This window comes from Roseovarius sp. BRH_c41 (assembly GCF_000961715.1).
Taxonomy (GTDB): Bacteria; Pseudomonadota; Alphaproteobacteria; order Rhodobacterales; family Rhodobacteraceae; genus Roseovarius.
The window spans coordinates 83,719-109,695 of the sequence record NZ_LADY01000066.1 but is presented as its reverse complement, the minus strand read 5'-3'; the positions used below and the strand labels follow the sequence as shown (position 1 = coordinate 109,695).

25 protein-coding genes and 1 pseudogene are annotated in these 25,977 nt (G+C 59.8%); 12 read left to right on the top strand and 14 right to left on the bottom strand.

Translation table 11 applies throughout. From position 1 onward, the window contains the following. Positions 1-2 precede the first annotated feature (2 nt). On the top strand, positions 3-1,037 hold the full coding sequence (locus VR71_RS23155) for an IS110 family transposase (RefSeq protein WP_045686671.1): 1,035 nt from the start codon (positions 3-5) through the stop codon (positions 1,035-1,037). A gap of 456 nt (positions 1,038-1,493) precedes the next feature. Here VR71_RS23155 and VR71_RS23150 read toward each other — a convergent pair whose 3' ends face one another. The 5 genes from VR71_RS23150 to VR71_RS23130 form a co-directional block, all read right to left on the bottom strand. Next, positions 1,494-1,928, bottom strand: a complete 435-nt coding sequence (locus VR71_RS23150; protein ID WP_045686670.1) for a GFA family protein — start codon at positions 1,926-1,928, stop codon at positions 1,494-1,496. Between the two features lie 22 nt (positions 1,929-1,950). Further along, the gene (locus tag VR71_RS23145) at positions 1,951-2,397 is read right to left on the bottom strand and encodes an SRPBCC family protein (RefSeq protein WP_045686669.1); all 447 of its coding nucleotides are present in this window, start codon (positions 2,395-2,397) and stop codon (positions 1,951-1,953) included. Continuing rightward, positions 2,394-2,714 (bottom strand): helix-turn-helix domain-containing protein, encoded by a 321-nt coding sequence (locus VR71_RS23140; protein ID WP_040650959.1) that lies wholly within the window; start codon positions 2,712-2,714, stop codon positions 2,394-2,396. The genes VR71_RS23145 and VR71_RS23140 overlap by 4 nt, the downstream gene beginning before the upstream one ends. Positions 2,715-3,360: 646 nt before the next feature. Further along, positions 3,361-4,575: an SGNH/GDSL hydrolase family protein gene (locus VR71_RS23135; protein ID WP_296430811.1), complete on the bottom strand. Its 1,215-nt coding sequence runs from the start codon at positions 4,573-4,575 to the stop codon at positions 3,361-3,363. Next, positions 4,572-5,765, bottom strand: coding sequence for an MFS transporter (locus tag VR71_RS23130; RefSeq protein WP_045686668.1), 1,194 nt, complete (start codon positions 5,763-5,765; stop codon positions 4,572-4,574). The genes VR71_RS23135 and VR71_RS23130 overlap by 4 nt, the downstream gene beginning before the upstream one ends. A gap of 109 nt (positions 5,766-5,874) precedes the next feature. On the opposite strand from VR71_RS23130, the gene VR71_RS23125 reads away from it, so the two are divergent. Further along, positions 5,875-6,711, top strand: coding sequence for a LysR family transcriptional regulator (locus VR71_RS23125; RefSeq protein WP_045686667.1), 837 nt, complete (start codon positions 5,875-5,877; stop codon positions 6,709-6,711). A gap of 370 nt (positions 6,712-7,081) precedes the next feature. Here the strand turns inward: VR71_RS23125 and VR71_RS23120 are convergent, their stop codons facing one another. Continuing rightward, a complete protein-coding gene (locus tag VR71_RS23120; protein ID WP_045686666.1) occupies positions 7,082-7,927 on the bottom strand; it encodes an NAD(P)H-binding protein in 846 nt (281 codons plus the stop codon). Positions 7,928-8,015: 88 nt separating this feature from the next. On the opposite strand from VR71_RS23120, the gene VR71_RS23115 reads away from it, so the two are divergent. Further along, positions 8,016-8,381, top strand: a complete 366-nt coding sequence (locus VR71_RS23115; RefSeq protein ID WP_009816080.1) for a helix-turn-helix domain-containing protein — start codon at positions 8,016-8,018, stop codon at positions 8,379-8,381. A gap of 557 nt (positions 8,382-8,938) precedes the next feature. On the opposite strand, the gene VR71_RS23110 is transcribed toward VR71_RS23115, so the two are convergent. The 3 genes from VR71_RS23110 to VR71_RS23100 are packed head-to-tail and all read right to left on the bottom strand — an operon-like array spanning position 8,939 to position 11,622. Continuing rightward, on the bottom strand, positions 8,939-9,940 hold the full coding sequence (locus VR71_RS23110; RefSeq protein ID WP_045686665.1) for an NADP-dependent oxidoreductase: 1,002 nt from the start codon (positions 9,938-9,940) through the stop codon (positions 8,939-8,941). Between the two features lie 23 nt (positions 9,941-9,963). Then, positions 9,964-10,800, bottom strand: a complete 837-nt coding sequence (locus VR71_RS23105; RefSeq protein WP_296430809.1) for an alpha/beta hydrolase — start codon at positions 10,798-10,800, stop codon at positions 9,964-9,966. A 9-nt stretch (positions 10,801-10,809) separates the two neighbouring features. Next, a complete protein-coding gene (locus VR71_RS23100; protein ID WP_045686663.1) occupies positions 10,810-11,622 on the bottom strand; it encodes an oxidoreductase in 813 nt (270 codons plus the stop codon). A gap of 84 nt (positions 11,623-11,706) precedes the next feature. On the opposite strand from VR71_RS23100, the gene VR71_RS23095 reads away from it, so the two are divergent. The 4 genes from VR71_RS23095 (at position 11,707) to VR71_RS25430 (ending at position 14,493) form a co-directional block, all read left to right on the top strand. Next, positions 11,707-12,180 carry a helix-turn-helix domain-containing protein gene (locus VR71_RS23095; RefSeq protein ID WP_045686662.1) on the top strand — a complete coding sequence of 158 codons (474 nt, stop codon included), beginning with the start codon at positions 11,707-11,709 and terminating at the stop codon, positions 12,178-12,180. 803 nt (positions 12,181-12,983) lie between these two features. Further along, entirely contained in the window at positions 12,984-13,691 is a 708-nt protein-coding gene (locus VR71_RS23090) for an OmpW family outer membrane protein (protein ID WP_296430807.1), read from the top strand. A 27-nt stretch (positions 13,692-13,718) separates the two neighbouring features. Continuing rightward, positions 13,719-14,060, top strand: a complete 342-nt coding sequence (gene nrtS, locus VR71_RS25615) for a nitrate/nitrite transporter NrtS (protein ID WP_367118666.1) — start codon at positions 13,719-13,721, stop codon at positions 14,058-14,060. Further along, positions 14,005-14,493 (top strand): MerR family transcriptional regulator, encoded by a 489-nt coding sequence (locus VR71_RS25430; RefSeq protein WP_296430805.1) that lies wholly within the window; start codon positions 14,005-14,007, stop codon positions 14,491-14,493. The genes nrtS and VR71_RS25430 overlap by 56 nt, the downstream gene beginning before the upstream one ends. 5 nt (positions 14,494-14,498) lie before the next feature. Here VR71_RS25430 and VR71_RS23075 read toward each other — a convergent pair whose 3' ends face one another. Genes VR71_RS23075 through VR71_RS23065 form a run of 3 tightly spaced genes read right to left on the bottom strand, consistent with a single transcriptional unit; the run spans position 14,499 to position 17,076 of the window. Then, on the bottom strand, positions 14,499-15,482 hold the full coding sequence (locus tag VR71_RS23075) for a GlxA family transcriptional regulator (RefSeq protein WP_045686660.1): 984 nt from the start codon (positions 15,480-15,482) through the stop codon (positions 14,499-14,501). Next, entirely contained in the window at positions 15,479-16,177 is a 699-nt protein-coding gene (locus VR71_RS23070) for a class I SAM-dependent methyltransferase (protein ID WP_296430803.1), read from the bottom strand. Before VR71_RS23070 ends, VR71_RS23075 begins: the two co-directional genes overlap by 4 nt. A 50-nt stretch (positions 16,178-16,227) precedes the next feature. Continuing rightward, a complete protein-coding gene (locus VR71_RS23065; RefSeq protein ID WP_009816091.1) occupies positions 16,228-17,076 on the bottom strand; it encodes a 3-methyl-2-oxobutanoate hydroxymethyltransferase in 849 nt (282 codons plus the stop codon). 280 nt (positions 17,077-17,356) lie between these two features. Here VR71_RS23065 and VR71_RS23060 point away from each other — a divergent pair. The 5 genes and pseudogenes from VR71_RS23060 (at position 17,357) to VR71_RS23040 (ending at position 23,353) form a co-directional block, all read left to right on the top strand. Beyond that, a pseudogene (locus VR71_RS23060) lies at positions 17,357-18,699 on the top strand (ISKra4 family transposase). A gap of 351 nt (positions 18,700-19,050) precedes the next feature. After that, the gene (locus VR71_RS23055; protein ID WP_296430801.1) at positions 19,051-20,127 is read left to right on the top strand and encodes a glycosyltransferase family 2 protein; all 1,077 of its coding nucleotides are present in this window, start codon (positions 19,051-19,053) and stop codon (positions 20,125-20,127) included. Next, on the top strand, positions 20,124-21,062 hold the full coding sequence (locus VR71_RS23050; protein ID WP_045686658.1) for a glycosyltransferase family 2 protein: 939 nt from the start codon (positions 20,124-20,126) through the stop codon (positions 21,060-21,062). Before VR71_RS23055 ends, VR71_RS23050 begins: the two co-directional genes overlap by 4 nt. 22 nt (positions 21,063-21,084) lie before the next feature. Beyond that, positions 21,085-22,983: an AAA family ATPase gene (locus tag VR71_RS23045; protein ID WP_045686657.1), complete on the top strand. Its 1,899-nt coding sequence runs from the start codon at positions 21,085-21,087 to the stop codon at positions 22,981-22,983. Between the two features lie 106 nt (positions 22,984-23,089). Further along, positions 23,090-23,353, top strand: coding sequence for a hypothetical protein (locus tag VR71_RS23040; protein WP_009816096.1), 264 nt, complete (start codon positions 23,090-23,092; stop codon positions 23,351-23,353). Positions 23,354-23,367: 14 nt separating this feature from the next. On the opposite strand, the gene VR71_RS23035 is transcribed toward VR71_RS23040, so the two are convergent. After that, entirely contained in the window at positions 23,368-24,348 is a 981-nt protein-coding gene (locus VR71_RS23035; protein WP_045686656.1) for a glycosyltransferase, read from the bottom strand. Then, a complete protein-coding gene (locus tag VR71_RS25425; RefSeq protein WP_296430799.1) occupies positions 24,348-25,778 on the bottom strand; it encodes a glycosyltransferase family 2 protein in 1,431 nt (476 codons plus the stop codon). The genes VR71_RS23035 and VR71_RS25425 overlap by 1 nt, the downstream gene beginning before the upstream one ends. Between the last annotated feature and the right edge of the window lie 199 nt (positions 25,779-25,977).

The window sequence follows — 25,977 nt, the reverse complement described above, 5'->3', positions numbered from 1 at the left end:
GAATGGAGTATTATGCTGGCTTGGACGTATCGTTGCGGTCCTGCGCGGTTTGTGTTGTCGACGGCAAAGGCACGGTTCTGTACGAGCGAGACCTGCCTTGCGAGATCGAAGAGATCGCGGGGTACCTGACTGCGCTTCCCGTTACGATCGAGCGTATCGGGTTTGAGTCCGGCACCTTGAGCCAGCATCTGTTCTACGGATTGAAGGCAGAAGGGTTCGACGTCGTGTGCATGGAAGCGCGCCAGGTGAGCGCCGCTTTGTCCGCTATGCGCAACAAAACGGATCGCAACGATGCTCGCGGCATCGCCCAGATCTTGCGGACGGGTTGGTTCAGCCCCGTTCACATGAAGAGCCGGGAGGCGCATGGGGTTCGGGCTCTTTTGAGCACGCGGAAGGCCTTGCTCAGCAAGACCATCGATCTGGCCAACGAGGTGCGCGGATTGCTGAAGATATTTGGCATCCGCCTGCCAAAGACGGTGAAGCATGGCAGCTTCGATGGCGTCGTTCGACCGATGATCGAGATCGACGAGGTTCTGGCCCACGCCATGCTCCCGCTGCTGGATGCACGGCTGGTTCTGTATCAGCACTTCCTTGAACTGGATCGGCGGGTCAAACGCGCGGCCAGTCAGGATGAGGTCTGCATGCGCATGATGACGGTGCCCGGTGTCGGCCCCATCGCGGCTTTGACCTTCAAGGCGGCGGTCGATGACCCTGCGCGGTTCAAACGGTCTCGCACCGTGGCCGCCCACTTTGGCCTGACGCCCAGACGATACCAATCTGGCGAGCACGATAATCCGGGCCGGATATCGAAGGCCGGGGATCGAGATGTGAGGGCAACGCTCTATGCTGCCGCCAACGTCTTGCTGATGCGAACGATGGCAGGGTCGCAGATCAAGTCATGGGGCATGCGCCTGATGCGCACCAAAGGGCGCCGCCGCGCCGTTGTGGCTGTAGCCCGGAAACTGGCCGTCCTGCTTCACCGTATGTGGGCGGATGGCACAGAGTTCCGTTCAGAGAAAGTGGAGGGCACGGCATGATCTAACCGCCCAACACCAATCTGAACGGGATCGTCCTCACCGGACGAGGTCTGTGGATGAAGCCGAAAATGGCTGCTGCGCCCCTTGAAGCGCGTCTCAAAGCAAGGCTCTCCACAACCAATCCGACACATGCGTGCAGCGATGTCCCACGCGGCATCAGCCAGACTGCGAAGAGAAGCGTGACCCGGATGAGTGACAAAGATCCCAGACAACAAGGAAAACGAGCTTGACCCGAATGCCCAATTAGAGAAGCCGCCACTGGCCGGAGTGTCTAGTGCCGCACCCCAGCTTCACCAGACCAGCCGTTCCTGAAACGCGGAGCATGTTCGAAGAACGTATGACGGCTGTGCGGGACAAAGCGGGCGTTTGTGAAAGGGTAGCTTGAAACCGCGCCGGCAGGTCAACCTGACGGGGCGGATCGTCGAGTTCATGCGGGATGGCGTACACCAGGCGACCTCAGCCGGGCGCCATCCGTTCGAATTTTTGCACCGAGGGATCAATCCGGTCCCATACACGGCTGCGGATGCCGTATGTAAGCGCTTGCGGATTGAACTGGCTCGGGTCGTCGAGGCTGGTCGCGTCGACCGCGATCAAGTCCGGCATTGCCGCAAAAGTCAGGTAGACCGGTGTTCCGCATGTGGGGCAGAAGGCATGGATTTTGTCATTCCCGCTATCCGCCGCCACGCTCCATTGTGACGCTTCAACGGTAATTTTCATGTCGGCTCGCTGCGGGAAGGTCAGATAGGACCCGTGCCCGGTACCGCTGCGTTTCTGAAAATCTGTACATTGGCAGTGGTTCTCGAAGATGGGCTCGCTCTTCGTTTCATAGCGGATAGCGCCGCAGGCGCAGCCACCCTCATAGGTCTTCGCACTAATTGGGGTGTTCCTCATGTCCTGATATGCCGGTGTGCGGTCAGAGATCGAACCCTTGACCGGTTTCGAGGAAGGACTTCATGCTGGACAGCACCTGCGGCCAGCCCTTGCTGACGCCGTTCAGCATGCCGCTGCCAGGTTGCAACTCGTCATGAGCGACGGTCAACTTGACTAGGTCGCCTTGCGCTTCGATGTCAAAGGTGACACGGCTGTACTGGTCGGGATCGCCCTTCTGGCTCTCGTTCGCCCAGCTGATGACGAGCCGCTTGGGCGGATCGCTTTCGATGACTTCGCCCACCAGATCGACGGTGCGAGCCTCATCGGTGCGGATATGCCGCCAGCCGGAACCGGGCTGCCAGTCGTCTGAGACATTCTCATGTCCCCAGTAGCGGCGGGCAATTTCCGGCCTCGTGATCGCTTCGAATACTTTTTCGGGCGTCGTGCGGATAAAGGTAACGTAGACGAAACTGGCTGATTTGTCGGTCATTTCTCGTTCCTTTCAAGTTCCTGCTTGAGGTCGTGGAGAAGGCTCAAGCGGCCTTCTTCGAACTTGCGGATCCAGCGCTCATAGACCTCGTAGAGCGGGACCGGGTTGATGAAGTGCAGCTTCTCGCGCCCGCGGCGCACCGTGCTGATGAGATTGGCCTGTTCCAAAAGGCCGAGATGCTGGGTCACGGATTGGCGTTTCATGTCCATGGTCTCGCAGAGCTGACTGAGCGTCTGCCCGTTTTTCTCGCAGAGACGGTCGAGCAGCATCCTGCGGCCAGGATCGGCCAGGGCCTTGAACACCATGTCGTCATCCATCGGTGCCTCCATACGCGACAAGAGTCATATATGCAGGAAATTGCCTGCATGTCAATACGCGCAGGCAATTACCTGCATAATTGTGGATGGGGTGAAAATGATCGAAGGGGCTATCCTGGCCATCACCGCATTCGGGCAATGGCCGGTCTGAGAGTGGCTGCTTGATCGTTGCGTAGGAACCACAGCGTGACTGCGGGCCGTTGGATAAACGGAATGCATTGGCCGCAACCCTTGCGCGGGGCGGATCGAATGTCGTGGAAGGCCTCAAAGAAGCCTGCAGCATTGCGGCGAACTGTTTCGGGTGTCCGCGCACACCGCATCGGCGTGGACGGCCCAGTTCCGACCTTGAACTCGGAGTCACTGTGCCGCAGCGCGACCCGCCAGACCAGTTTTTTGCTGCATTAGCGAAATCAGGCGAGGGGCGCGTTCTCACATTGCTGATGACGGTGTCGTTCGCCTGATACCTGTATCATACCAACGGCTTTATCCATAGGTTGCGCAGGAATATGGAGCCCCGGACTGATGAGCGGCCCTCTGCTGCTATTCACCTCGCTGTGCGATGTCGCAGTGCGGCTTCCCGAAACGGCCGGTCATGCTGCCGCAGCATTTTGTCGTATCCGTCGATGACGGCTGTTCCAACCTGTGCTCACTGTTTTTCCCCTTTCAGCAGTTCCAAAGAGATGGCAGCGGCCATTGCCTTATTCCCAACATCCCCCGGATGCAGCCGATCCCCGCTGTCAAAGGACGGACGCAACCGTGACGGCTCATCCGGATCGCGCAGCACGGCGTCGAAATCGACCAGTCCGTCGATCAGATCGGTTTTTCGCAGCCAGTCGTTGAACTCGCTGCGAAGGGTATCTTTCGCGGCACTCCAATAGGTGGCCTCCATCGGCGTGCCGGGCAACGCGCCGCGAAATGGCGGGACCGTCCCTACGATCAAGCGCACGCCGTGAATCCTGGCCTTCGCGGCAATGGCGGCGATGCCTGCCTGCAGACGTTCAAGCGTCATGGGGGCCTCGTCCGGCGCAAAGGGCGAGCCGGGCCAGGCGATATCGTTGGTGCCGATCAGAAGCACCACGGCATCAATACCGGGCACGGCGAAAGCATCGCGATCGATCCGCGCCAGAACGCTTTCCCCCATCCCCTCCGAAAGAAGCCTGCCACCGGATATGCCCGCGTTGATCACCGCCACGCCTTGCGGGGCGAGCCGTCGGGCCAGAAAATCCGGCCAGCGCACATCCTCGTTCATCGTCGCGCCATTGCCGTCCGTGATGGAATCCCCCATCGCGACCACGACCATCTCGGCCGGATGGTCGGTCAGCACGCCGGCAAGACTCACGCGGGCGGTGATCTCTTCATCAATGCGATCCCCGTCAAGGACAAAGCTCGTTTCCCGCGCGTCCCAGTGGAAATCCTGCGCAACCGCGTCGTCGCCATAACGCAGGGTGATCGAGATGCGCTGACCTGCTTGGATCGTCAGCGCCACAGGATCAGAGGTGATCCGCGCTCCCGGCGGAATGATCACCCAGGGATTGCCGCCAAACAGAACCGGCTGCTCCTGCCCCTCCAGCGCGGCGGCTGCGCCGCCGGGCGCAACCGTGGCCGCGTCAACGGGCAAGGGTCTGGTGCCGTAGCTATTCGACAAGGTGATGCGCAGGCTGTCCCCGCCCCAGGCAAGGGTCAGCGGCTGGCGAATGAATTGCCCGGCGATGCTGTCGGGCAGGCCGGTGGGAAAGTCGAATTCGGTGCTCCAGACGGCTTCCGGACTGGCGGCCCAAGCCGGGGTCCAATCCTTCGCGTGACCCATTCCGGCGGATAGGGCGAACAGCATCAGGGCGGTCGTCGCGGTAATCGGTTTCATGAGTCTTCCCTGGATTTGAAGGTCAAGAGGGTCAGCAGAACGGCCAGAGCCGGCATAGTGGCGCCCAGCGGGAACAGGCTTCCAAGCCCCCATCCCGCCGTGATCGCGCTGCCGCCGATGGCCGCACCGATGGCATTGGCGAGGTTGAAGGCCGAGATGTTCAGGGTCGATGCCAGTTCCGTACTCGCGCCCTGCGACTGGCGCAACATGAAGGCCTGAAGCGGCGCGAGGGTCGAAAAGGCCGCCGCGCCGAACAGGAAAAGCGAGATCATCGCGGCAGCCGGATTGCCCATGCCAAGACGCATGGCCAGTATCACCGCCGCCAATCCCGCCAATGTTCCCAGCAACGCCGGGCGCAGCCCGCGGTCCGCAAGGCGCCCGCCAAGCAGGTTGCCCACCACGATCCCCGCACCGAACAGCAGCAGGTAGCGTGATACATGGGACGGGGCGACCGCGCTGACCTCTGTCAGGATCGGCGCGATATAGGTGAAGACCAGGAAGACCCCAGCATAACCCAGTGTCGTGGTGGCGAGCGCCAACAGCGGCGCGCCCCGCAGAAGCCTTGCCAGGCTGCGCCAGTTTGCCTGGGTTTCGCCGTGGGTGCCGGCGGGCAGCGACAATGCGCTGGCGGCAAGCGCCAGCAGGCCGATGCCGCTCACGCTCCAGAAGGTTGCGCGCCAGCCAAACGCTTGCCCCAGTTCGGTCCCAAAGGGCAGGCCCAGAACCGTTGCCAGCGTCAGGCCGGTAAAGACCAATGCGATGGCTGAGGCCTTGCGTTCGGGCGGGACCAGGCTTTGCGCGACGACGACACCGACGCCAAAGAAGGTGCCATGGGCAACGCCGCTGATGACCCGCCCCAGCATCAGCAACCCATAGCTTGGCGCGATGGCGCAAAGGACATTGGCGAGGATAAAGATCGCCATCAGCGAAAGGATCACGTTGCGATGCGGCAGGCGCGCCGTGGCAAGGGTCAGCAGCGGGCCGCCAAAGGTGACGCCAAGCGCATAGCCGCTGATCAGCAAGCCTGCCGATGGCACGCTGACCGAAAGCGACTGCGCTACCTCGACCAGCAATCCCATGATCACGAATTCGGTCAGTCCGATCCCGAAGGCGCCGATGCCAAGCGCGACAAGGGCCCAACGGGCTTTGTGTCCGGTTTTGATGCGTCCTGCGGTCAGTGTCGTTGTCATGATGCAAATCTCCACGTGGTCGGGTGCAAGATCGGCGCAAATGACTTGAGAAAACAGACACTGAAAACTACAATCTATTGTGCCTTCAATTCACAGATCGGCGAAGTAAATGCGCGACACCAACCGGCTTGCGGAAATCGAGACCCTGCTGAGCGTCCTCGCCGAGGGGAGCTTCTCAGCCGCCGCGCGCATGCGCGGGATGACCCCCTCGGCGGTGTCCAAGATGATGGCCCGGCTCGAGGAACGGTTGGGCGTGACCCTGCTGAAACGTTCGACCCGAAAGATCCAGGTGACCGAGGAAGGCGCACGCTTCGCGCGACAAGGCCAGGCGATTCTCGAGGCGCTTGATGCGGCCGAGCATGAAGCAAGCTGCGGCCGGGTCGCGGGCACCGTGCGCATCGCCACCAGCGCCGCCTATGCCAACCATATCCTGGCGCCGATCCTGGGCGGGCTGCTGCAAGCGCACCCGGAGATCCGCATCGACCTGGCGATCGGCGATAATGTGAGCGATCTTTATGGTCAACCGATCGATCTGGCGGTGCGGGCCGGGCCGCTTGACGACTCCACCCTCATGACCCGGCACCTGGGCCGCAGCGAGATTGTCGAGGTGATGGCTCCTCCCCGCGGCGATGGCGGACCGCCCCCGCTCCGGATCGGGTTTTCCTATGCCCGCCGTGACGCGACATGGCGGGGGCGATCATCGCGCCTGCTGGTCAATGACGGGGCCACCATCGCGGCCCTCGTTGCCGTCGGCGCCGGCGCCGCTCGTGTCGGCCGCTTCACCGTCGCCCGTGAACTGGCGGCCCGGCAGGTCGTCTTGTGCGACCCGCACGCCGAACCGCTTTTCGAGGATTTCCACCTACTCTATGTGGGCCGGGCCAAGACGCTTCCGCGTCGGGTCCAGGCGGTGCTGGACTATCTCACCAGGCACGGCCGGGTCGATTAGCCGGAGCTTGTTCGAGTATCGGCAGGTAGACCTTTGCCATGAAAGTCCGTCCCGTAGCCGCCGTTCGATGCGGCGCGCGGCGTGAGGAGTTACTTTACAAAAGCAGCCGTTCGCGCCTGGGTAAAGACTCTTGGCCCTGCCACCGTCCGGTGAGCGGACCAAGCTGACCTCCAACCCTGTTCATCATTTGGTGGCTCCCGGCCTCGCAATTGACCTTCGATCAGCGGGAATGTCACCAGCGCCGCTGACATTGACCGGGCGGAAACGGTCTGATGGCAGCGCGGCAGGGTAGCGGGGTGCGCTAAGGGATCGCCGGATAAAAGGGACGGCAAGTGGCAGGCCACCCGGATCGTGGACCTGCCATGCGGGATTAGGCAAGCGCATTCGCCACGGCCAGATCCAGTCTTACCGTTGGACGGCCCAGCAGGCGCGACAGCGTGCCGCTGTCATCTGCCAGCCAGCCCTCGCCAGCCTTGTTGTCCACATCGACCAGCAGTTGCGCAAAGCCCGGTGGCAGGCCCAGGCTTTCCAGAATGCCCTGATACACCTCACCCGGCAAATCGTTGTAGGGCAGCGTCTTGCCCGTCTGCCGCGAGACTTCGGCCGCAAGCTCTGAGAGGGTGAACCCCTCGTCCCCCGCCAATTCATATGTCTGGTCGGCATGGGTCGGGTCGGCGGCAACTACAGCGAGGGCATGAGCATAGTCGGCGCGGGTAGCGGGGGTAAAGCAGGCTTTCCCCGCCGCCCCGATCAGGGCCCCCGCGGCAATGGCCCCTCCTAGATTGTCAGTCCAGTTCTCTGTGTACCAGCCATTGCGCAGGATCGTGGCGCTCAGGCTCGAGGCCGCGATGATATCTTCGGTAGCCGCATGATCTGCAGCGATCAGCAAGGGTGAGCGGTCGGCCTTCAAAATCGAAGTATAGATAATGCGTTCGACTCCTACGGCCTCGGCAGCCTGGATGACATTGCGGTGCTGGCCTTGGCGGTCGTTGAAATCACTTGATGAAATCAGCGCAAGGGTTTTGACCCCGTCAAGCGCGGCAGCAAAACCTGCGGGCCGTGTGTAGTCAAAGGCGCGGGCAATAACGCCTAGATCGCCCAGTTTTCCGGGATCGCGCGCAAGCGCCACGATTTCAGCAGGATCAGTTAAGGTCTTCAAGTGCGAGATGGCAAGGCGACCAAGCTGGCCACTGGCTCCGGTGATGGCGATTGTCATTAAAAGCTCCGTATGTTGCGTTGACGGAACACATCTAAACGAATACTATCGAAAAGGAAGTACGTACAAAAATGTAAGTTTCAAAAATATGCCCGAAACCAACCTGACCCAAAGACCTGCGGATGTCCTGAACGAAAAATGCCCCTCGCGCACGGTGCTGAACCATGTGACCAGCCGCTGGGGAGTGCTGGTGCTGATCGTGCTGCAAGACGGCACGCATCGTTACAGCAGCTTGCGCCGCCGGATCGGGGGCGTGTCGGAACGCATGCTTGCTCGAACCCTGCGGGTGCTGGAAGAAGACGGGTTGATCCAGCGCACCGCCTATCCTGTGGTTCCACCGCATGTCGAATATGACCTGACGCCGATTGGTCAGGTGGTCGCCGAAAAAGTCCACGCTTTGGCCACCTGCATCGAAAGCAACCTTGAGAAAATTCTCGGAATGCAGATGCGTTGACGCCCTGTTGCCAAGATAGACTGACCAGCAGATCCTGCATTGGACTCTGAACCCTGTTGCCCAGTAAAATGCCATGGAAGCGAACGCGCCCGTTTGGTGCCTGGTGGCAGCCTGCCCTGCACGCTGTGGCCTTGCGCTATAGGTCGTATTCCGGCCCTTCGACCTCAGCCCAGCGAGAGTCCAGTTTCCGCCCTGTCCGCGTCGCTTGGAATAATACGGGGCGCAAAAGGCTTCTTGCCGATTTGTCCGCAGCACGATCGGCCATTCCGAACCAAAATGCGGGCCGCTCGACGTTAAATGACATGAGGATGATGTTGCCCCTGACCATCCACTGTGGGCTCTAAAGCAGCCTAGCGGCGGCGCAGCAATGGTTCAGTTCAGGCTCGGAACCCTAGATGACCGTGATTGACCCATTGTGTCCGGCCATTCTGGTGACCTCGAGGCACCTCTGTCGCAAGACCGGACGTTCGTGGTCACTCAAGTAAGATCGAGCGACATACAGCCTAACCCTTGCAATAGGTGGTGCGTTGGGTCACATCGATAGAATGGAGGGAAAGCTACCTCACCTTGATGACGACCTTGCCCTTCGCGCGACCGCTTTCAACATGTGCGATTGCGGCGTTCGTTTCGGAAAAAGGGTAGACGTGGTCGATGATCGGGCGGATATGGCCTGCGTCGATCAGGGCAGTTATCTGCTGCAACTGAGTGCCGTTCGCTGTCATGAACAGGAAATCGAAGGACACGTTGCGTTGGCGGGCCTTCTTGTAGGTGCCCCGGCTGAGCGCCCAGAACACCGGTTTCAGGAACCAGGGGGCTTTGATCTGTGCAGCGAAGGTCGGGGTGGCAGGACCGGTGATCGACACCAGCCTGCCGCCGGGCCGCAGGACGTTCAGTGACTTTTCAAGCACTTTGGCGTCTTGGCTGTGCAGGACCACATCATAGTCGCGCAAGGCCGTCTCGAAATCCTGCGTCTTGTAGTCGATGACCAGATCGGCCCCAAGCGCCTTGAGCCAATCCGCGTTCGCGGCGCTGGCGGTCGTGGCGACATAGGCCCCGATATGCTTGGCCATTTGGATCGCGATTGTCCCCACTCCGCCCGAACCTGCCTGAATGAACACCCTCTGTCCCGCACGCAATCCTGCAATCTCGACCAGCGCCTGCCAGGCGGTCAGCGCGACCAGCGGCACCGACGCTGCTTCCTCCATGGTAAGGGTCTTGGGCTTTGCCGCAAGAGAGGTTTCCCTGACCGCGATGGTTTCGGCAAATGTGCCGATACGGAAGTCGTCCACGCGGGCGAAGACTTCGTCGCCGACCTTGTAGCGCGTGGCCTTCGGCCCGACCTTCACGACAGTACCAGCCATGTCGTGCCCAAGGATCAGCGGCAGCTTGTAAGGCAGGATCGGCTTGAATTCGCCATCGCGCAGCTTGGCGTCGAGGACGTTGACCCCGGCGGCGTGGATCCGGACCAGAACCTCATCCTCGCCGAGGGTGGGTTCAGGGACATCGGCCAGCCGCAGCGGGGCATTTTTATGATACTTGTCAACAAGGAAAGCTTGCATCGGTTTTCTCCGAAAGGGGGCGTTCAGGCAGCCAGAAAGGCCAGCGCCGTCGGCACGAATTGCGCGTGATACTGGAAGATGCCGCCGTGACCGGCGTCGGGATAGATCACCAGCTCTGCCCCCGGAATGCGGCGGGCCATGTCGTGGGAGTTGAGGGTCGGGACCATGATGTCGTTTTCCCCATTGGCCACCAGAACCGGAATGCGGATTCGCGTCAGGTCCTGTGGCAACTGGCGGCCCCAAGCGTGGATCGCTTTCAACTGGCGCAGGAAGGCGCGCGGAGTGGGGCCCTTGTCGCGGCCGGTCTTGCGCTCCTTGGTCCGGGCGATAAACGCCTTGGCAGCGTTGCGGCCATTGGCGGTCGAGGTGAAGAAGAGGTAGGTCCTGGGGTCGCGGAAGGTGAAAATTCCCTTGAGGATCAGCGGTAAGGACACTGCGCCGACCTTTGATATCCCCTCTCCTCCCGCTGGGCCGGTGCCGGTCAGGATCAGCTTGCGCACCAGATCGGGGGCTTTCAGTACCACGTCCTGCGCCACCATCCCGCCCAGCGAAAAGCCCATAAGATAAACGGACGACTGCCTAAGCGCGCGGATCAGGGCAATCGCGTCGCGCGCCATCTCGTCGATGGTCAGGGGGGCCGAGCCACCCGAGGCACCGATGCCCCGGTAGTCGACCGCGATTATGTGATGCCGGGTGGCAAGGCCGTCGATGATCCGGGGGTCGAAGTTGTCCAGCGCCGCTCCCCAGTGGTTCAGAAGAACAAGCGGAGTGTCGCCGCGCGGGCCAACCTCGCGGTAGGCAAAACGGGTGCCCGCTGCCGTGATGACCTGGGTCAGGGCGTCGCTATAGGAGGGTGTCATGAACATCCCTCAGGCGATGTTGAATTGCTTGCGGAGGGTCCGGTCAAACAGCGCCCGGGGCAGGAAGCGGCGGGCGAATGAGGTCTGCCGCGCGGCCTTGCCCGAGGGGTAGCGCAGGCGCGGGCTGCGGTCCTGTGCAGCGGCAAGGATGGTGGCCGCGACATCCTCGGCGGTGTCGCCTGCGGCCATCGCCGCGTCAAAGGCCGTCTGGTATCGGGCGATGGTCTGGGCATAGGCCGGCACCGGGCGGTCCCCCTGCGGCGAGTTCGCTTCGATCGAGGTTTTGGTTGCCCAAGGTTCGATCACGGCAACGCGGATGCCGAAGGGGCGGACCTCGTGGTCAAGCGATTCCGAATAGCCCTCGATGGCGTGTTTGCTGGCAGCGTAGTAGGCGCCGAAAGGCCCCGGGATCAGCCCGAGGACCGAGCCGACGTTCAGGATGCGCCCGGCACCTCGCGCCCGCATGATCGGCAGGACGGCGTTGGTCACACGCACGACCCCGTGGAAGTTAGTCTCGAAAAGGGCCTGAACCTGACCGATCGAACTTTCCTCGGCAGCTCCTGATAGAGCGTATCCGGCATTGTTGACAAGAAGGTCGATGCGCTCGGAGGCGGCCATGACCTCTGCGATCAGGGCCCGCACCGAGGCATCGTCGGTAACGTCCGCGACCAGCATGGTGATGCCATTTGCCGGGGCCGTCATGGGTTTGCGGCTGGTGCCGAAGACCCGATAGCCGGCCTTGGCGAAGGCAACGGCGCTGGCTCGGCCGATGCCCGAGGACGCTCCGGTGATCAGGGCGACGGGCTGGGGTGAGGGGCGCATGGTCTGTCCATTTCACTTGAAGTTCGACTCTACGGTCCATATGATATCAAAATAGTAGTTAGTCAATACAGAAATGATACTAACATGAAAGACGATCTCGCCGCCCATTGCCCCATCGCCCGCAGCCTTCTCTGCGTCGGCGATTCCTGGAGCATCCTGATCCTGCGTGACGCCTTTCTAGGCCTCACGCGGTTCGACCAGTTCCGCAAAAGCCTTGGGATCGCGCCCACGATGCTGACCAGCCGATTGGCGACGCTGACAGAAGAGGGTTTGCTGGAAAAGCGGCGATACATGGAACGTCCGCCGCGCGACGAATATGTGCTGACACCGGCCGGACAGGATTTTCTGCCAGTGCTGATCATGCTGAACGCATGGGGGACAAAGCATCGGGCCGGCGGAGACTTGACCCGCTATGTCGATGCCGAGACCGGAAAGAATATCGTGCCGATTGTCGTCGACCTGGAAACCGGCGCAAGGATCGGCACGCGGCCTATCCGAACGATTGATGGGAAGAGCGGCGTTGCGTTCGCACCTCCCCGTGCTGACGTGTTGTCATGACTTCGTCGAGGCTGGCACTTTCGCAAACTAACCGCACGCAAGGATGAACCTGTAACTCCCGCGGCGCGAGAAACTGCTAGGAGTTTGAAAAACTCCATTCCGCACCAGGTGCTTTCCACCTCGAATGACCGCTTTTGCAGAGTCTTGGTCTCGATGGCGCGAACTGCGACAGGCTGCATTCCGCCCTCTGTGACGGTCGCTCGAAGGGGACAGGTCAGCCACACTGACGGCCCAAGTGAGGCCGCTCCTATCATACGCAGCGCCAGGTCAGAATGACCGGGTCGAGCAACGATCAGCCTCCGGTTCTTTAGCCGCAGGGTTGGTGATCTTTCAGCGGAATTCCAGATCACCGGCAGTTGTACCAGCAGCCAGCGCGTCCACGACCCACTGCGGTTTACGCCCACGACGGGACCAGGTGGGACGGATGCTGTAACCGCCCCCGGCAAGAAGCTCGGGCGCCAACCTGGACAACGGTCGAACTCCGACAAGCTTGCACCGAAGGTCATTCAAGCCGTGGCGGAGGGTCGCTCATACCGATGGATCGCCCGCGATCTCGGTATCAGCAAAACCACTGTGCTCTACAGAATGAAACGACACGGGGAAACTCTTAGAGTGTCACTCTGCCCCCAGCCGGAACAGACCCCACATTTCCATCAAGTTTGCGCACATAGGGCAAGAAAGGATACTTGATTTTTCATAATCTATCCTTAATGTGAGATCCTAGTGGCGTTTTTGATGATAAAAAGCAAAATTATATCATCAAATCTTTCGTCTACGACATATTTAGAAATGGGGAGGAGATGATGATGGATTTTGTGTGCGAACCGGGAACGGTCTCAAGACGGGTGAATCGGCTCCGACGATTACTGTTCTCCGTCGGGTTCATCCTGTTGGCAATCGTCTTGCTGGCAGAAACCTCAGGAACGGCACTGGCGCAGGGCGCTTTGACCGCTGACGAGGGCTGGGCGAACAGGTTTCTGGTACGAGGCAGGATTGCCGGTGTTTTTCCCGAAGACAGCGCTCAATACAATGTCCCCGCACGTACGCATGTCTCGAACCAGTTCATTCCGGAGATCGACCTGTCGTACTTCTTTACGGAAAACATCGCCGCGGAAACCATTTGTTGTATCACCAAGCACGACGTGTCCTTGTCGGGCGGGCCCACCCTTGGGGAAGCGTGGTTGATCCCGCTTTCCGTCATGGCTCAGTATCATTTTCGTCCTAGAGGCAGCATCAAGCCCTATATCGGGGCGGGTCCGGCGCTTGTGCTTGTCGTGGCCAATAACGAAAGGGGCCCCGCGACATCCTTCAATCTCGAAACCTACAATCCTGGTTTTGTTCTGCAGGCTGGGGTTGATATCAAGCTCCGAAACAATTGGTATCTCAATGCCGATATCAAGAAGTTTTTTGTAGACATCGACGCAAAGGTCACCACCGCCGGAGGCACGGTATCCGGAAAGGCCTCGATTGATCCTATCGTTGCGGGCATCGGGATCGGATATCGCTTCTGATCGGGACGCGCATTCTAGAACAGACGAATGCCCCGCCGGCCCCCCGCGCAGGGGCATTCGGACTTAAAGCAACAAGCGGATGGACGCATGAACAACCTTCTTTTCAATCTCGGGGTGTCACGGACCCTTGTCTTGCGTTCCACCCGAATTGCCATCGTGGTCGGGACGGTCCTGAACTTGATCAATCAGAGCGATGTAATCTTCGGTTCCGCCGAAAGTGATCTCGCAAAGGCGGGCTTGACCTATTGTGTTCCGTTTTTTGTTGCTATGTATGGGGCACTGTCCGCGACGAAAGACTACAGAAAGAAGACACTTGGCCAAGATCAGCGACACAAGACAGATGAAGATCGGAGAACTCTCGCGCCTTAGCCGCTTGAGTGAACGCTCTCTGCGTCATTACGAGGATCTGGGCATCCTCAGGCCTGAGCGCAGCGATGGGGGAACGCGGACCTATGGTGAGCGTGACGTGGTTCTGGCCAAAATGATCCAGAACATGCGCGACCTAGATATTCCGCTTGAGGTTATCGCCTCGATCGCGGGGGTCCGCGCGCATCACACCACTGGCTCTGGATCGTCACAAGAGGTGGCGGCCAAACTCAATGAACTGTCCGACACGCTCATGCTCATGGCCCGGCTCGCAATCGAGATTCAAGGCGAGGTCAACCACGTTTTGGGCGCGGTCAATGAATGCCGAGGATGCAAGAACAAACCATCCCGATCAGGATGTCCAACCTGTCCGATGAACACGGTATCGGAAACCTCGCCGTTGGCGGATATGATCTGGCGCGACGAACTTGCCTGAGCCCGTCAAACCTCGGCGGAGTAGTCGAGCACGCGCTCTCGATGTTTTCTGCGTTGGTCCGAGGGCGTGACGGCGTAGGATTTCTTGAAGGCGGTGGCCAGCGAGCCGGTCGAACCAAAGCCGGTGGCGGTGGCGATGGCGATCAGTGGCAGTTTCGTGCGCAGGATCAGATGATGCGCGCGGCGAATACGCAACTTTTTGTAATAATGTCCTGGCGAGGCATCAAAGACCGCGCGGAAGCGACGTTCAAGGCACCGTTGCGAGATGTCCAGCTCAGCGGCGATCGCAACGATTGAAAGTGGATCAGACAGATTATCCTCCATGATGGCGAGGGCATCCGACACGGCCTTGTCATAGAATTTGTGAAACGCCTCTGGGGCAAAAGGCTGGGAGCTGGAACTGGTGCGGATTTCCGGCAAGAGCAGGTGGCGGCCGATCTCGGTGATCTCGGACACCCGCAACTCGCGGGCTAGCAAACCGATCACAAGTTCCGCGGTTGCCGCGCGTCCCGCAGCAGTGATGATGCCGTTGGAAGATTCCGACAGATTCTCGGTCAGGCGCGGCTGATCCTGGGTCTCGCGCAGCGCCACCGCATCGGCCCAGTGGGTTGTGACCGCGCCGGTCTCGACCTGGGTGCGGGCAATGAAGGCGGTGGCGGCATCCGCGAGCAGGATCACCGAGCGCCCCAGCCGCCGCATACTACGGATGCGCGCCATCCAGACGGCGGGATTGGCTGTGTTTGAGGCGATCACGATCAGGAAGTCAGCCAGGCAATGATTTGGAATGACCGGCTCCGCCCGCACGAGACAGACGCCACCGCCCTGCACGAGCCCCGGCCGATCCGAGATGACCCGCCAGCCAAAATGCGGCGCGCCATGCACCATGTTGGCCGTTTGCAGGGTGTGGATGACCGAAGCCAATTCCAGATCGCAGAATCTGCGCTGTACAAAAATTTCGAAAGTCGTGGATTTTCGTTCCGGGATCGTCATGTCGGCCTGTTCACGTCTGGTATCCTTGATAGGCTCCCGGTCTTTCGAAACACTTGGCCCACAATCCGCCACGATATGATGATGTCAGAACGTCCCAGCCTAAGCAGATTTGCGCGCGCTGTCTGAAGAGCGTTCGAGCAATCCTGCTGACCTGCCCTGTAAGCGCTCCAACCACGGAAGAGTTTGATCAGTTCCTCCACGGGAACGGTCCTGCACATGACGGCATATGGCAGCTCTACCTTTTCTCCACAGAACGCAAGCCCGGCGTAGCCCGAAACCGCCCAACTGCGCTCTGGTTCCCAGAATGGGTCGATCGTCGAGAGAAAACCGTCGCACGCGCCCCTGACATCGATGGGCAATTCGATATTGCTCCAGGCGAGCGCGGCAAAGATACCGCCCGGACTCAGCACCCGGTGGGCTTCGGCAAGATGACGCGCCACATTGAAATGATGGAGGGCTTGCATGGATACCACCATATCAACACTATCTGGCGGCAATGGCAGATTTTCGGCCCGACACTTGACGTATCCTATAGGGGTTTCAGTCGATACCGGATAGGCCGATTTCGGCGGGCAAGGGTCTGTAGCAATCGCGAGGTTGAAATGCTCCGCCATGAAATAGCTGACTTCGGCGTCTCCAGCGCCACATTCGACACAAACGCGACGTTGGTACGGCAGCGCGGCGAGCCAGCGCATGAGTTGCGCTGGCTCCAAAGCTGTCCTGGCAGCATCATGCGGCACGGGGGTCAGCCGACAAGCGACAAGAACTTTTCGTGTTCCCCGTCAAGCATGGTGTGTGAAAGATCCGGCTTGGGGAACTGCCCGCTCTTTGCAGCGTTGTAATAAGCAGAATATGCTTTCTGCATTTCCCCCCAGACGTCGCCAAAGAGTTCGCGTTTGGGCGGAATTGGAAAGACGGAACACCCGATGATATCGCTCGAAACATGGAAAATGCCATGCGCGTAGGGGCCCGACCCGAGGCTGGCGACAGCGACCGGTAGATTCTCGTAGCACCACTTGGTCAACTCGACCGACGTATGTTCGAAGAGCGCCGCGAAAATGCCCGCTTCGATCGAGGCGCGGACCAGTTCAATGATCGCGGCCGCTTCCCCTGCGGTGCGTCCCGCTGGGCTATGGCCAGAGTTCATCACCGCCCGCTCGCCCTGAACGCCAAAATGACCCACAACAGGAATCCCCGCATCGACGATGGCCCGAATATGCGGAACTGTCCCAAGCGAGGGCTCGATATGCACGCCGTCAGCACCCAGCTTAACCACTTTTGCCGCGTTGCGCACGGATTCCTCAATGGAGATACTGGCCGTTGTATTAGGCATGTTGCAGATGATGAATGGTGACGAAGCCCCTCGCAGCACACCTTGTAACATGTAAAGCTGTTCTTCGAAATCCACCGTTGCCATTGATTTGTGCCCCATCAGGCCCATCGGGCCGGGACTGCCACAGCACAGCAGGTCCATGCCAAGCTCTTCGGCCATCATCGCACTTGGTGTATCGTGGCATTCCATACCAACAATGCGCTCTCCCTTTTGGACCTTTTCCGCAAGATGTTTCAGTCGTGTCTTTCTGCGTTTTGCCATTCTGATTTTCTCCCGATGGGCAGCATATGTACTGCAATTCGCACATTATCTTACATTGATGTTAGATTTCAACCAAAAATCGATTCACCCTCGAACCCGTCGGTCTTTGCCCCATCCCGCCGCTGTTCCGCCACTAATACCGATGTCGCGTTGCCCCGTGAGTGCATGCGAACGAACCTGGCCTTTGATTTCAATGAATTCTTCATCTCGTGTTGGGAGTGGGCAAAACTTGGTGGTCGACGGGGTAGGATAAGGGTTTCAGAACAAGGCGAGACCCAACATGGATGTAAGTATTCTTGTTGAAACGACTTTTGACGATGGCGAAACTCGGAGACGCAGTATCGGTCGACTTCGCCGTCCGTATGACGAATTTGCCTCTCCGAACTTGGGCCTGCTCCTTCACGACGCAAAGACCTTGTTGAGGCGGTTGCAGGAAGCGATTGTGCAAGATCACGTCGGTGAAGCAATGGAGGCCCGCCGGATATGCGAGGGCTGAGGTAAACGACGTGCGATCCATGACGATCGTGGCCGCATTTTCGATACGCTGTACGGTCGAATTCGGGTGAAGTGGCCGAGGATTCGACGCTGCTCGTGCCAACCGGCAGGGATCGCGAACCATGGGCCGCAATCACCACTTGCTGGGCTTTTCCCCAAACGTGCGACGCCGGAACTTCGGTGCCTGCCGGCTGAATTGGGATCGAGGCACTCGTTTCGAGAAGCCGCGATTGATCGAAATGTTCCGGCCCTGTTCGGCTCGGTTGAACACGACAGTTCGAAAGCTCTTGGGTCGCATCGCCGACGAACTCAGCCATAACGACACAAGCCAAGGGGACGCGGGTACAAACGAGGCATCCTCCCCACTGGCCGTTTTCCTGGATGGTGCGCACATACGATGTCGGCCTGAATACCAAAAACGGCACCTTAATGGCGTGGTCGGCAAGGTTGAAAGCCTCAATATGAGCCGACGATTTGGCTTCGTTCAACAAGCCGCTGCATCGCCTGCCAGACAGCTCCGAAATGACCTGATTGCGCAAGGTTGGGATGGCCGAAACAAGGTGACCGTGATTTCAGACGGTAAGCCGGACTTGCCAAATCCCATGCGGCGTGCCGGTCGAGGTCCTGTCACCCACATACTGGACTGGTGGCACATCTCGATGCGGGTCAAACACATAGAAATGCAGTGCAAGGACTTCTGCAATCGAAGGGAATTCAGGGTTGCCATTGCGCTTCGAGCGCCCTGCCGAAACACTGCGTTGGGACCTTTGGCACGGCAAGTTGATGACCGCCGCGACAATCCTCAAACTTCTCCAAATCGATTGTGATCGATTGCGTGCCGAAACCCGAGATTTACGGGAAGCGGTCAGGCGCGTTAAAGCCCGGTGTCAGGAGCCATATTCCTACCTTTCCAACACCTCCGACGCGCTTCCGGACTACGGTTGTCGATACCGAAACGGCCTCGCGGTTTCATTGTCCCGGGCAGAAGGCTGCGTCGATGACATCGGCAACACCCACTTGGGAAAACGCCGCCCGATGAGATGGTCACCGCAGGGCGCACATCGCGTTGCCGTCACATGGGCCGCTGTCCTTGACGGGAGGTTAGGCGTAGACAAGTTGGCCGCATGACCCCCATGTTTTGCCCACTCCCTCGACGTTGAGCCCAAGAACTGCACGGCTCTACCAAGATGATTGGCGAGATCAGCGTGGTTGCTCAGCTGTTTTCGCAAGCGATCTGATCGGTGACGAACACCGAGACAAAGTCAACCCGAGAGGAAAACAGTAATAAGCCCGAAGCGCACGATGATTTCAACCGTTGCCGGGTCAGAGTTTTCTATCGATGGGCAAAAAACAGCCATCAACCGGCAGACTCCAGCCGTCCCTTGGCCGGATGGCGTGCCTTGGTTGCGTGGGTGAGGCGGAGGTGCCAAGACTGTCAAGGCGCGCAAACCTTGCCAGACAGGCAGTCGGACCGGATCGGTGCCGAAGCTGCATCTTTTATGCCCAGACAAAGGTCATGCTGTGAGGACAGATATTCCAGAAATCCCGAAGGTTGCCAAGCCGGTCCCACTGATCGTCATACCCTGCCTGAACGAGGCAGAACACATTGCACCGCTCCTGGCGCAGCTTGCCAGAACGATGGATCAGATTGGCGGACGGATCGTGGTGGTCGATGGCGGCAGCACCGATGGCACATGGGAGATCGTTTCTGCCATAGCCAGCCGCGACTCCTGCATCTCGCTGCTACACAATCCGCGACGCATCCAGAGCGCCGCGATCAATTTGGCCGTGGCCGAGGACCAAGGCGTTTCAAGTCACCTGATCCGCATCGACGCGCACTGCCGCTATCCGGATGATTACTGTGCCCGGCTTCTGGCCGAGATGGACCGCAGCGGTGCCGATAGCGTTGTCGTCAGCATGATCGCGGATGGAGAACAGGGCGTGGAGGCTCTCAATGCCGTGGCGCAGAACTCGACCGTCGGGAATGGCGGTTCGCGCCACCGCAGGCGCACTGAAGGGCAGTTTGTTGACCACGGCCACCATGCGCTGATCCGTCTGGATGCGTTTCGGGCCGTGGGTGGCTATGATCCCAGCTTCTCGCATAACGAGGATGCCGAACTCGACTTCAGGCTGAGGCGGAACGGCTATTGCATCTGGCTGACCGCTGACCCGGTCATCACCTATATCCCGCGCCGTTCGCTCGGTGCCCTGACACGGCAGTACTTCAACTATGGCTGCGGTCGTGCGCGCACGATGCTCAAGCATGCCGTCGCGCCGCAGCTACGCCAGATGAAGGTCATGATGGTGCTGCCTGCTGTTGTGTTATCCGCGTTGACAGGCGTTCACTGGATATTCGCGGTACCGGCGGCTCTGTGGCTGGCGGTCTGCATTGCGTCGGGCGTGTTTCTGGCGCTCCGCCACCGACGCGCATGGCTTGCATTGTCCAGTGTCTCGGCAATGCTGATGCATGTTGCATGGTCAACTGGATTCTGGTGGCAGATACTCGGGACTTTGTTTGCCGGCGCATCAGTGGCGTCCCCTGGAGACGCCCGATGACCGTGTGTCTCAATGACAGTATCGAGGTGTGTGTCTGCACCTATCGCCGACCCCAGTTGAGCGTCACGCTGGAGTCGCTTGCGGCGTTGCGCGTGCCGGATGGTTTCACCCTGTCGATACTCATCATTGATAACGATGCCACCCCTAGTGCACGGCCTCTGGTTGAGGGTGTTGTCGCGACGTTTCCAGTCCCGCTGCGTTATGTGCATTGCCCCGAGGGCAATATCTCGATCGCCCGCAATGGCGCTTTGGATCATTGCCGCGCGCGATTTCTCGCCTTCATAGATGATGACGAGACCGCCTCGCCCGATTGGCTGTGCGCGCTGGTCGAAGAACTGCGGCGCACGAAGGCCGATGTCGTGCTGGGTCCGGTCGAAGGCGTATACGACCAGAGCGCACCATCGTGGATGTGCAATCTGGAGATACACTCCACGCGCCCGGTCTGGGTCAAGGGTACGATCCGGACGGGCTACACCTGCAATGTCATCATCGACCGGCAGGCGCCGGCGGTGCGCGACCGCCGCTTTGATCTGGCACTCGGCAAGACTGGCGGCGAGGATAGCCTGTTCTTCAATGAGATCCACGAAGCGGGCGGCAAAATCGGTTATGCGGAACGCGCCTTGGTCCATGAGGATGTGATACCCGAGCGGCTCGCCTATGGTTGGTTGTTGCGGCGGCGGTTCCGGATGGGGCAAACCCATGGGCGGATGCTGCGCCGAAAGATCGGCGCCGGGCGCTTGCTGAGCAATCTGGCGGTGGCACTGGCAAAGGTCACCTATTGCTGTGGTGCAGCCGTGCTTGGCGGCTACGACACCACGCGGCGCAACGCGGCTTTGCTGCGCGGAACCCTGCACGTTGGCGTGTTCATGGGGCTGACCGGCATGCGTGAACTGGAACTTTACGGCGCGGGTCCGGTTCATCGGGGGGAAAGTTGACAGTGATTGCGAGAGGCCTGACATGATGCTCAATGACCTGGGGATGAAGATCCACGACGCGGATCTCAGACCGGACACATTGAACCGTTCTCCGGGGCAGGATCGGACGACGACGCTTGGCGATCTGCTGGCGGCTGCCCGACGGCAGCGTTGGCCGCTCATGCTCTGCACGGCTCTTGGTCTCGGCATTGGCTTGGTCAAGCACATGACCACTCCGCCGCTCTATTACAGCGCCGCGACCGTTCTTGTGGATGTGCGGATGGACGAATCTGGTGGTGAGATCACACCGACCACGCCCTTTCTGCGCAACGACACCTCGCTTTTGAACGAAATTCAGGTGCTCCGTTCACTGCGGCTTGCCGAAGAGGTAGCGCGACGGCTTAGCTTGCATGAGACGCCGATTTTTCTGAACCCACCCGAATCGCTGGCGCGCAGCATGCTCTCTGCGGTGCTGGATGCGGTGAAGAACGTGATCGGGGCCGATCCCGAGACACCGCCGCCCCTTCCTGGTAGTTCGGAGGCTTCGGCAATCAAGAGAGCTGCCCTCATATTGCAACGGGACGTCGGCATCGACCGGATCGGGCAGAGCTTCACGATTGATATCAGCTATATCGGGCCGGAGCCCGCGCTCGCCGCCGCTATCGTCAATACCTATGCCGAATCGTATCTCGCTGCCCATCTGAACGCAAAAATGGAAGTGACGGCGCGCATGGCTGAATGGATGCAAGCGCGGATTGGCGAACTGCAGCGGGAAAGCGAAGCCATACAGGTGCGCGCAGAGGCGCTGCGCGCCCAAACGCCCCCTGACACAAAAGCGCTGAAGGCGCTCGCTCAGCGGGCGGCCAATCTTGAAACGCTGCAGCAGACTCTGTCGTCGCGCTATGAGATGGTAACCATCGAGGGGTCATACCCGGTCACCAATGGGCGCATCCTCAGTGAAGCAGCGGTGCCGAAAAAGCCAGATCTTCCGAAGCTATGGCAGTCTGTCGCGATTGCGACGATCCTTGGTTTCATGATCGGGTTTGTTATCGCCATCCTGCGCGAAACCCGCGAGCGTGCGTTTCGTGTCGGCGAAGACGTTTGGGTCGATACCGGCAAGCCGTTCCTCGGTTACATGCCACTTTTCGACACCACTGCGCTGTCTCGGCAAGCACCGCGCGGTAAGAGCGAAAACGGGAAAAATAATGGCGACACCGATGCCCGCAGCGTGGTGCAATCGACAGCCCCCAGTCTGTTCATGTCGTTGCTCGATTCCCAATCACTCTTGGCCGACACTCTGCGGAATGTGCAGAGTACGGTCATGCTGGCGGCCACCGACAGTGGCGCACAGGTGATCGGCGTGTCCTCGATGGTCGCAGGAGAAGGCAAGACAACCCTCGCCGCCAATTATGCGAACCTTGTCGCCCAATCGGGTGCTCGAACGCTTTTGGTTGATCTCGATCTCCATCGGTCTGCGCTGACCAGGATGCTCCAGTGCAATCAAGGGGCCGATCTGATCCGCATCCTCGACGGAACCGCGACGCTGGATGAGGCGCTGCAAACAGTGTCGGTGTCGGGACTCGATTTCTTACCCTGCATTCCAGAGCACAATACGCGACGCTCCAGTGATGCTCTGATGAGGCAAACGATGACGGCCCTGATCGAGTCTCTGCGACACCGGTACGATTTCGTGGTGCTCGACCTGCCACCGCTGGGAACAATTGCCGACACCAAGATCATGCTGTCGCGGATCGACCACATAATCCTGCAATGTGCCTGGGGTAAAACACCGCGCACTCTTGTGCGGGATTATCTCAGAATGGAACCTGAAGTCGCGCGGAAAGTGCTGGGGATCGTTCTGAACAAGGTGGAAATGCGACGGCTGCGCAAGTTCGCGAGGCCGGGAAGTTGGGAAACCTATTTGGAAGAGAAATACGGATAGGCTCGACTGGTCCTCATACTTGCGCGCATGTCGGCACTTCGGTAGCCTCCACTTTGATTATCCGTTATGCTGATCCTCAATACAGCACGGGGGTGAGGGTTCTGGAATGCGTATGGTGGTATTTGCCGCATTTCTTTTGGTCGCGATGATTGTCGTAGGAGCCTGGTCGCTTGCACAGGGCGCAGGGTTTGCGACGGTGGCTCTGCGTCTTATGGTGACCGCAATTGTCCTGCAGGTGGGGTATTTCGTGATGCTGGTCGTCGTCGCCTATCTGCCGAACTCTTCCGGGCAGGACGACCCCAGTCGTGCAGAGAAAGAGCGGCACCCTCCGTCCCAGCCGGTGCGCGGTGCAAACGATTCCCCTCACTGATTTGATCTTCGAGATCAGTTCGCCTGTGCTTGGAGGAACTGGTGTAACCCAGGCTCTGGACGACCGATCAGCCGGATCAGTCCGCCGCGTACCGCAAGGCGCAGCGCTTCCTTCCACCGGAGAGCCGTCCCTGCGCCCAGCCTGATGTGCGATTTCACGAGGCCGCGAGCGCGCGATTCCCGTGAATAGCAAAATGCAGGATGGATGAGAAAGTTGGCGCGATCTTCGGCGCGTGCGATAGTCCAAGCGCGCCGTTGCAGAATGCCTATGGAATGTTTGAGCGTCAGCTCGCGGTTGAAGTATCCCACGTTCAACCCGTGGTCGCGTTGGGTCGCATCGCCGTTCTCCGCCCAGACGGCCAGTGGTTCGAGCGCCACGTAGATCGGTTCAGTGATCGCGAAGGTGCGCATATATTCCTGTAGCGTGGCGCTGCACGGAACACTCACCTCCAGATCCGACGAGGCCTCACAAGACCAGAAAAGGCCACCGTTGGAGACACCGATATCGGCAATCAGGCTCAGCCGGAAAACATTCGGCTCGTAGCGCCCGGCACTCAGCTTGTCCTCGAGAAGCCCGCTTTTGCTCAACCGCGCATCAGGGGTGTCGCTGTGATGTTCCACGAGTTGGTTGCGCAGGACGATCTGAACATTCTCGCGATGGCAGAGCGCGATGTTGTCTTCCATGAAGCGCGGCAGAATGAAGTTGTCATCCTCCACCACGCAGAAATAATCCGCCTCGCGCGGATTGTCCCGTGTGAAGCACTTGTCGATATTACGTGACGCAAATCGCTGCGGCCGGTTGTGGTTGTAGGTGATGCGGTCGTCCGAGAAAGCCGTAACGACGTCCCTTGCAGAGCCTTCCGGGTCGTCATCGTAGACGTCGCAAACCCAGTTGTCATGGGACTGTTCAACGAGACTGTTCAGGCAGCGGCGGAGCGGTTCGGGCCGACGGTAAGTCGGGGTGCGCACATGCACGAGGGGATGGGAGGGAGACATCAACAAGCCTTTCTCTTGACTGTGGTGCGAACCGGCGATGGTCGCACTGGTGGGGCTTCGTTTTCAGGTGCCGGGGCGGGCATCAGGGATAGGGCGCGCCGCGCCACGGTCTTGGCATCGGACTGGGCAAAGCTGGTAGTGGGGGAGAGCGTGGCGTAGCCGTTCTCGAGCAATCGTCTAGCGCCTTTGGGCCAATCGCTTCCGGCTTGACCGAGCAGCACGCGCTGCGGCGCGGAAACATATCCAAGCGCAAAGAGCCCGACACCGCCAAGGGCGATCACCCGCGTCGCGGGATGCTGTGTGGCGGCTGTCACCTTTGCCCAGTCGGTCGCGGTCCATGCATCAGTGGAGTGGGGAATAGTAATATGTCGCAACATGCCACTGAAACCGGAATGCTCCGGCAGTTTCTCGTTTGGCGGCGCGAGCAGGATATCCTTGGCTGCCAGTGGTTGAGGACTCTTGCGCCGCAAGCGGCGTGCCACACGCCGAGAGGCCAGACGAGCGAGCGCAAAGGCGGTCCCTGGATGGCCAAGGGTCCGCCCGAGTGCTGACAAAATTCGCCTCGACCTGATGTCGGCAACGCAAGCCTCGACCCGCTTCGACCGCTCCATCGCAAGCCGCCGACGCAACGCGAGCGCACGCTCCGCCTCTGACATCAACGGCACCAGATCATCCTGGGCCTTGATCATCGCAGTGAGGTCTGCGGGTTTCAGCCGGTGCGAAATTGACGCCGGGTGTTGTCGATAGAGGTAGTAGGACTGTGGTATCAGATACATGTTCCCGCCGCCGAGCAGGAAACGCATGTAGAATTCGTGATCCTCGCCAATGCGGATATCCTCACGGTACCGAAGGGCACCAATACAGTCACGGCGGAGCATCGGCTTGAGATAACCGAGCGGCCCGCCCGCCCCCGTCCCGAGCATCATCGCAGGCGTTATGCGGACGGGTTCCATCTGGCGGGTGTCGCCCAGAAGTGTGCTGGATTCGCCGTCGGACGGGCCATCATGAAAGCGGATCAGATCGTCGGCGATTGCATCGGCCTTGAGGGGGTTGGCCGCGCCGATCAACCGCTCGAAGCGTTCAGGATGCAGCAGGTCATCCGAGTCGACGATCGCGATCCATGTCCCTCTTGCCATGTCCATCGCCCGGTTCCGGGTTGCCGCCGGGCCGGTATTGACGTCCGAGCGGAGCAGCTTCACGCGCTGATCCTGCACAATGATCTCGGTCACGAGTTGCACGCTGGCGTCGGTCGAGGCATCGTCGACGAAAAGCAGCTCGATATCCTCCACAGACTGGGCCAGAACGGAATGCACAGCACTCGCAAGATGCGCCGCCCCATTGAAATTCGCCATGACGACCGACACTAACGGATCTCCCGCAGCGATATGATGTGCGGGTTGCGCCCCGACTGTCTGGTGGCGTTCTACCATGGGGACTGGTCCTTTCTCCTTGCCATCGACCGGTACGCAGTCATTCCCTGACAGCCCAGTGTGCTGGATAGGTCATCAATCTGACCCGCCACAGCGCTCTGAGACAATACCCGTTTGGCAGAATGTTATAGGGATGGGCTGTGCCGTAAACGGATTTCCGCCGGTGGCACGGCATTCTGGCAGCCTCTTGCCGATCGTG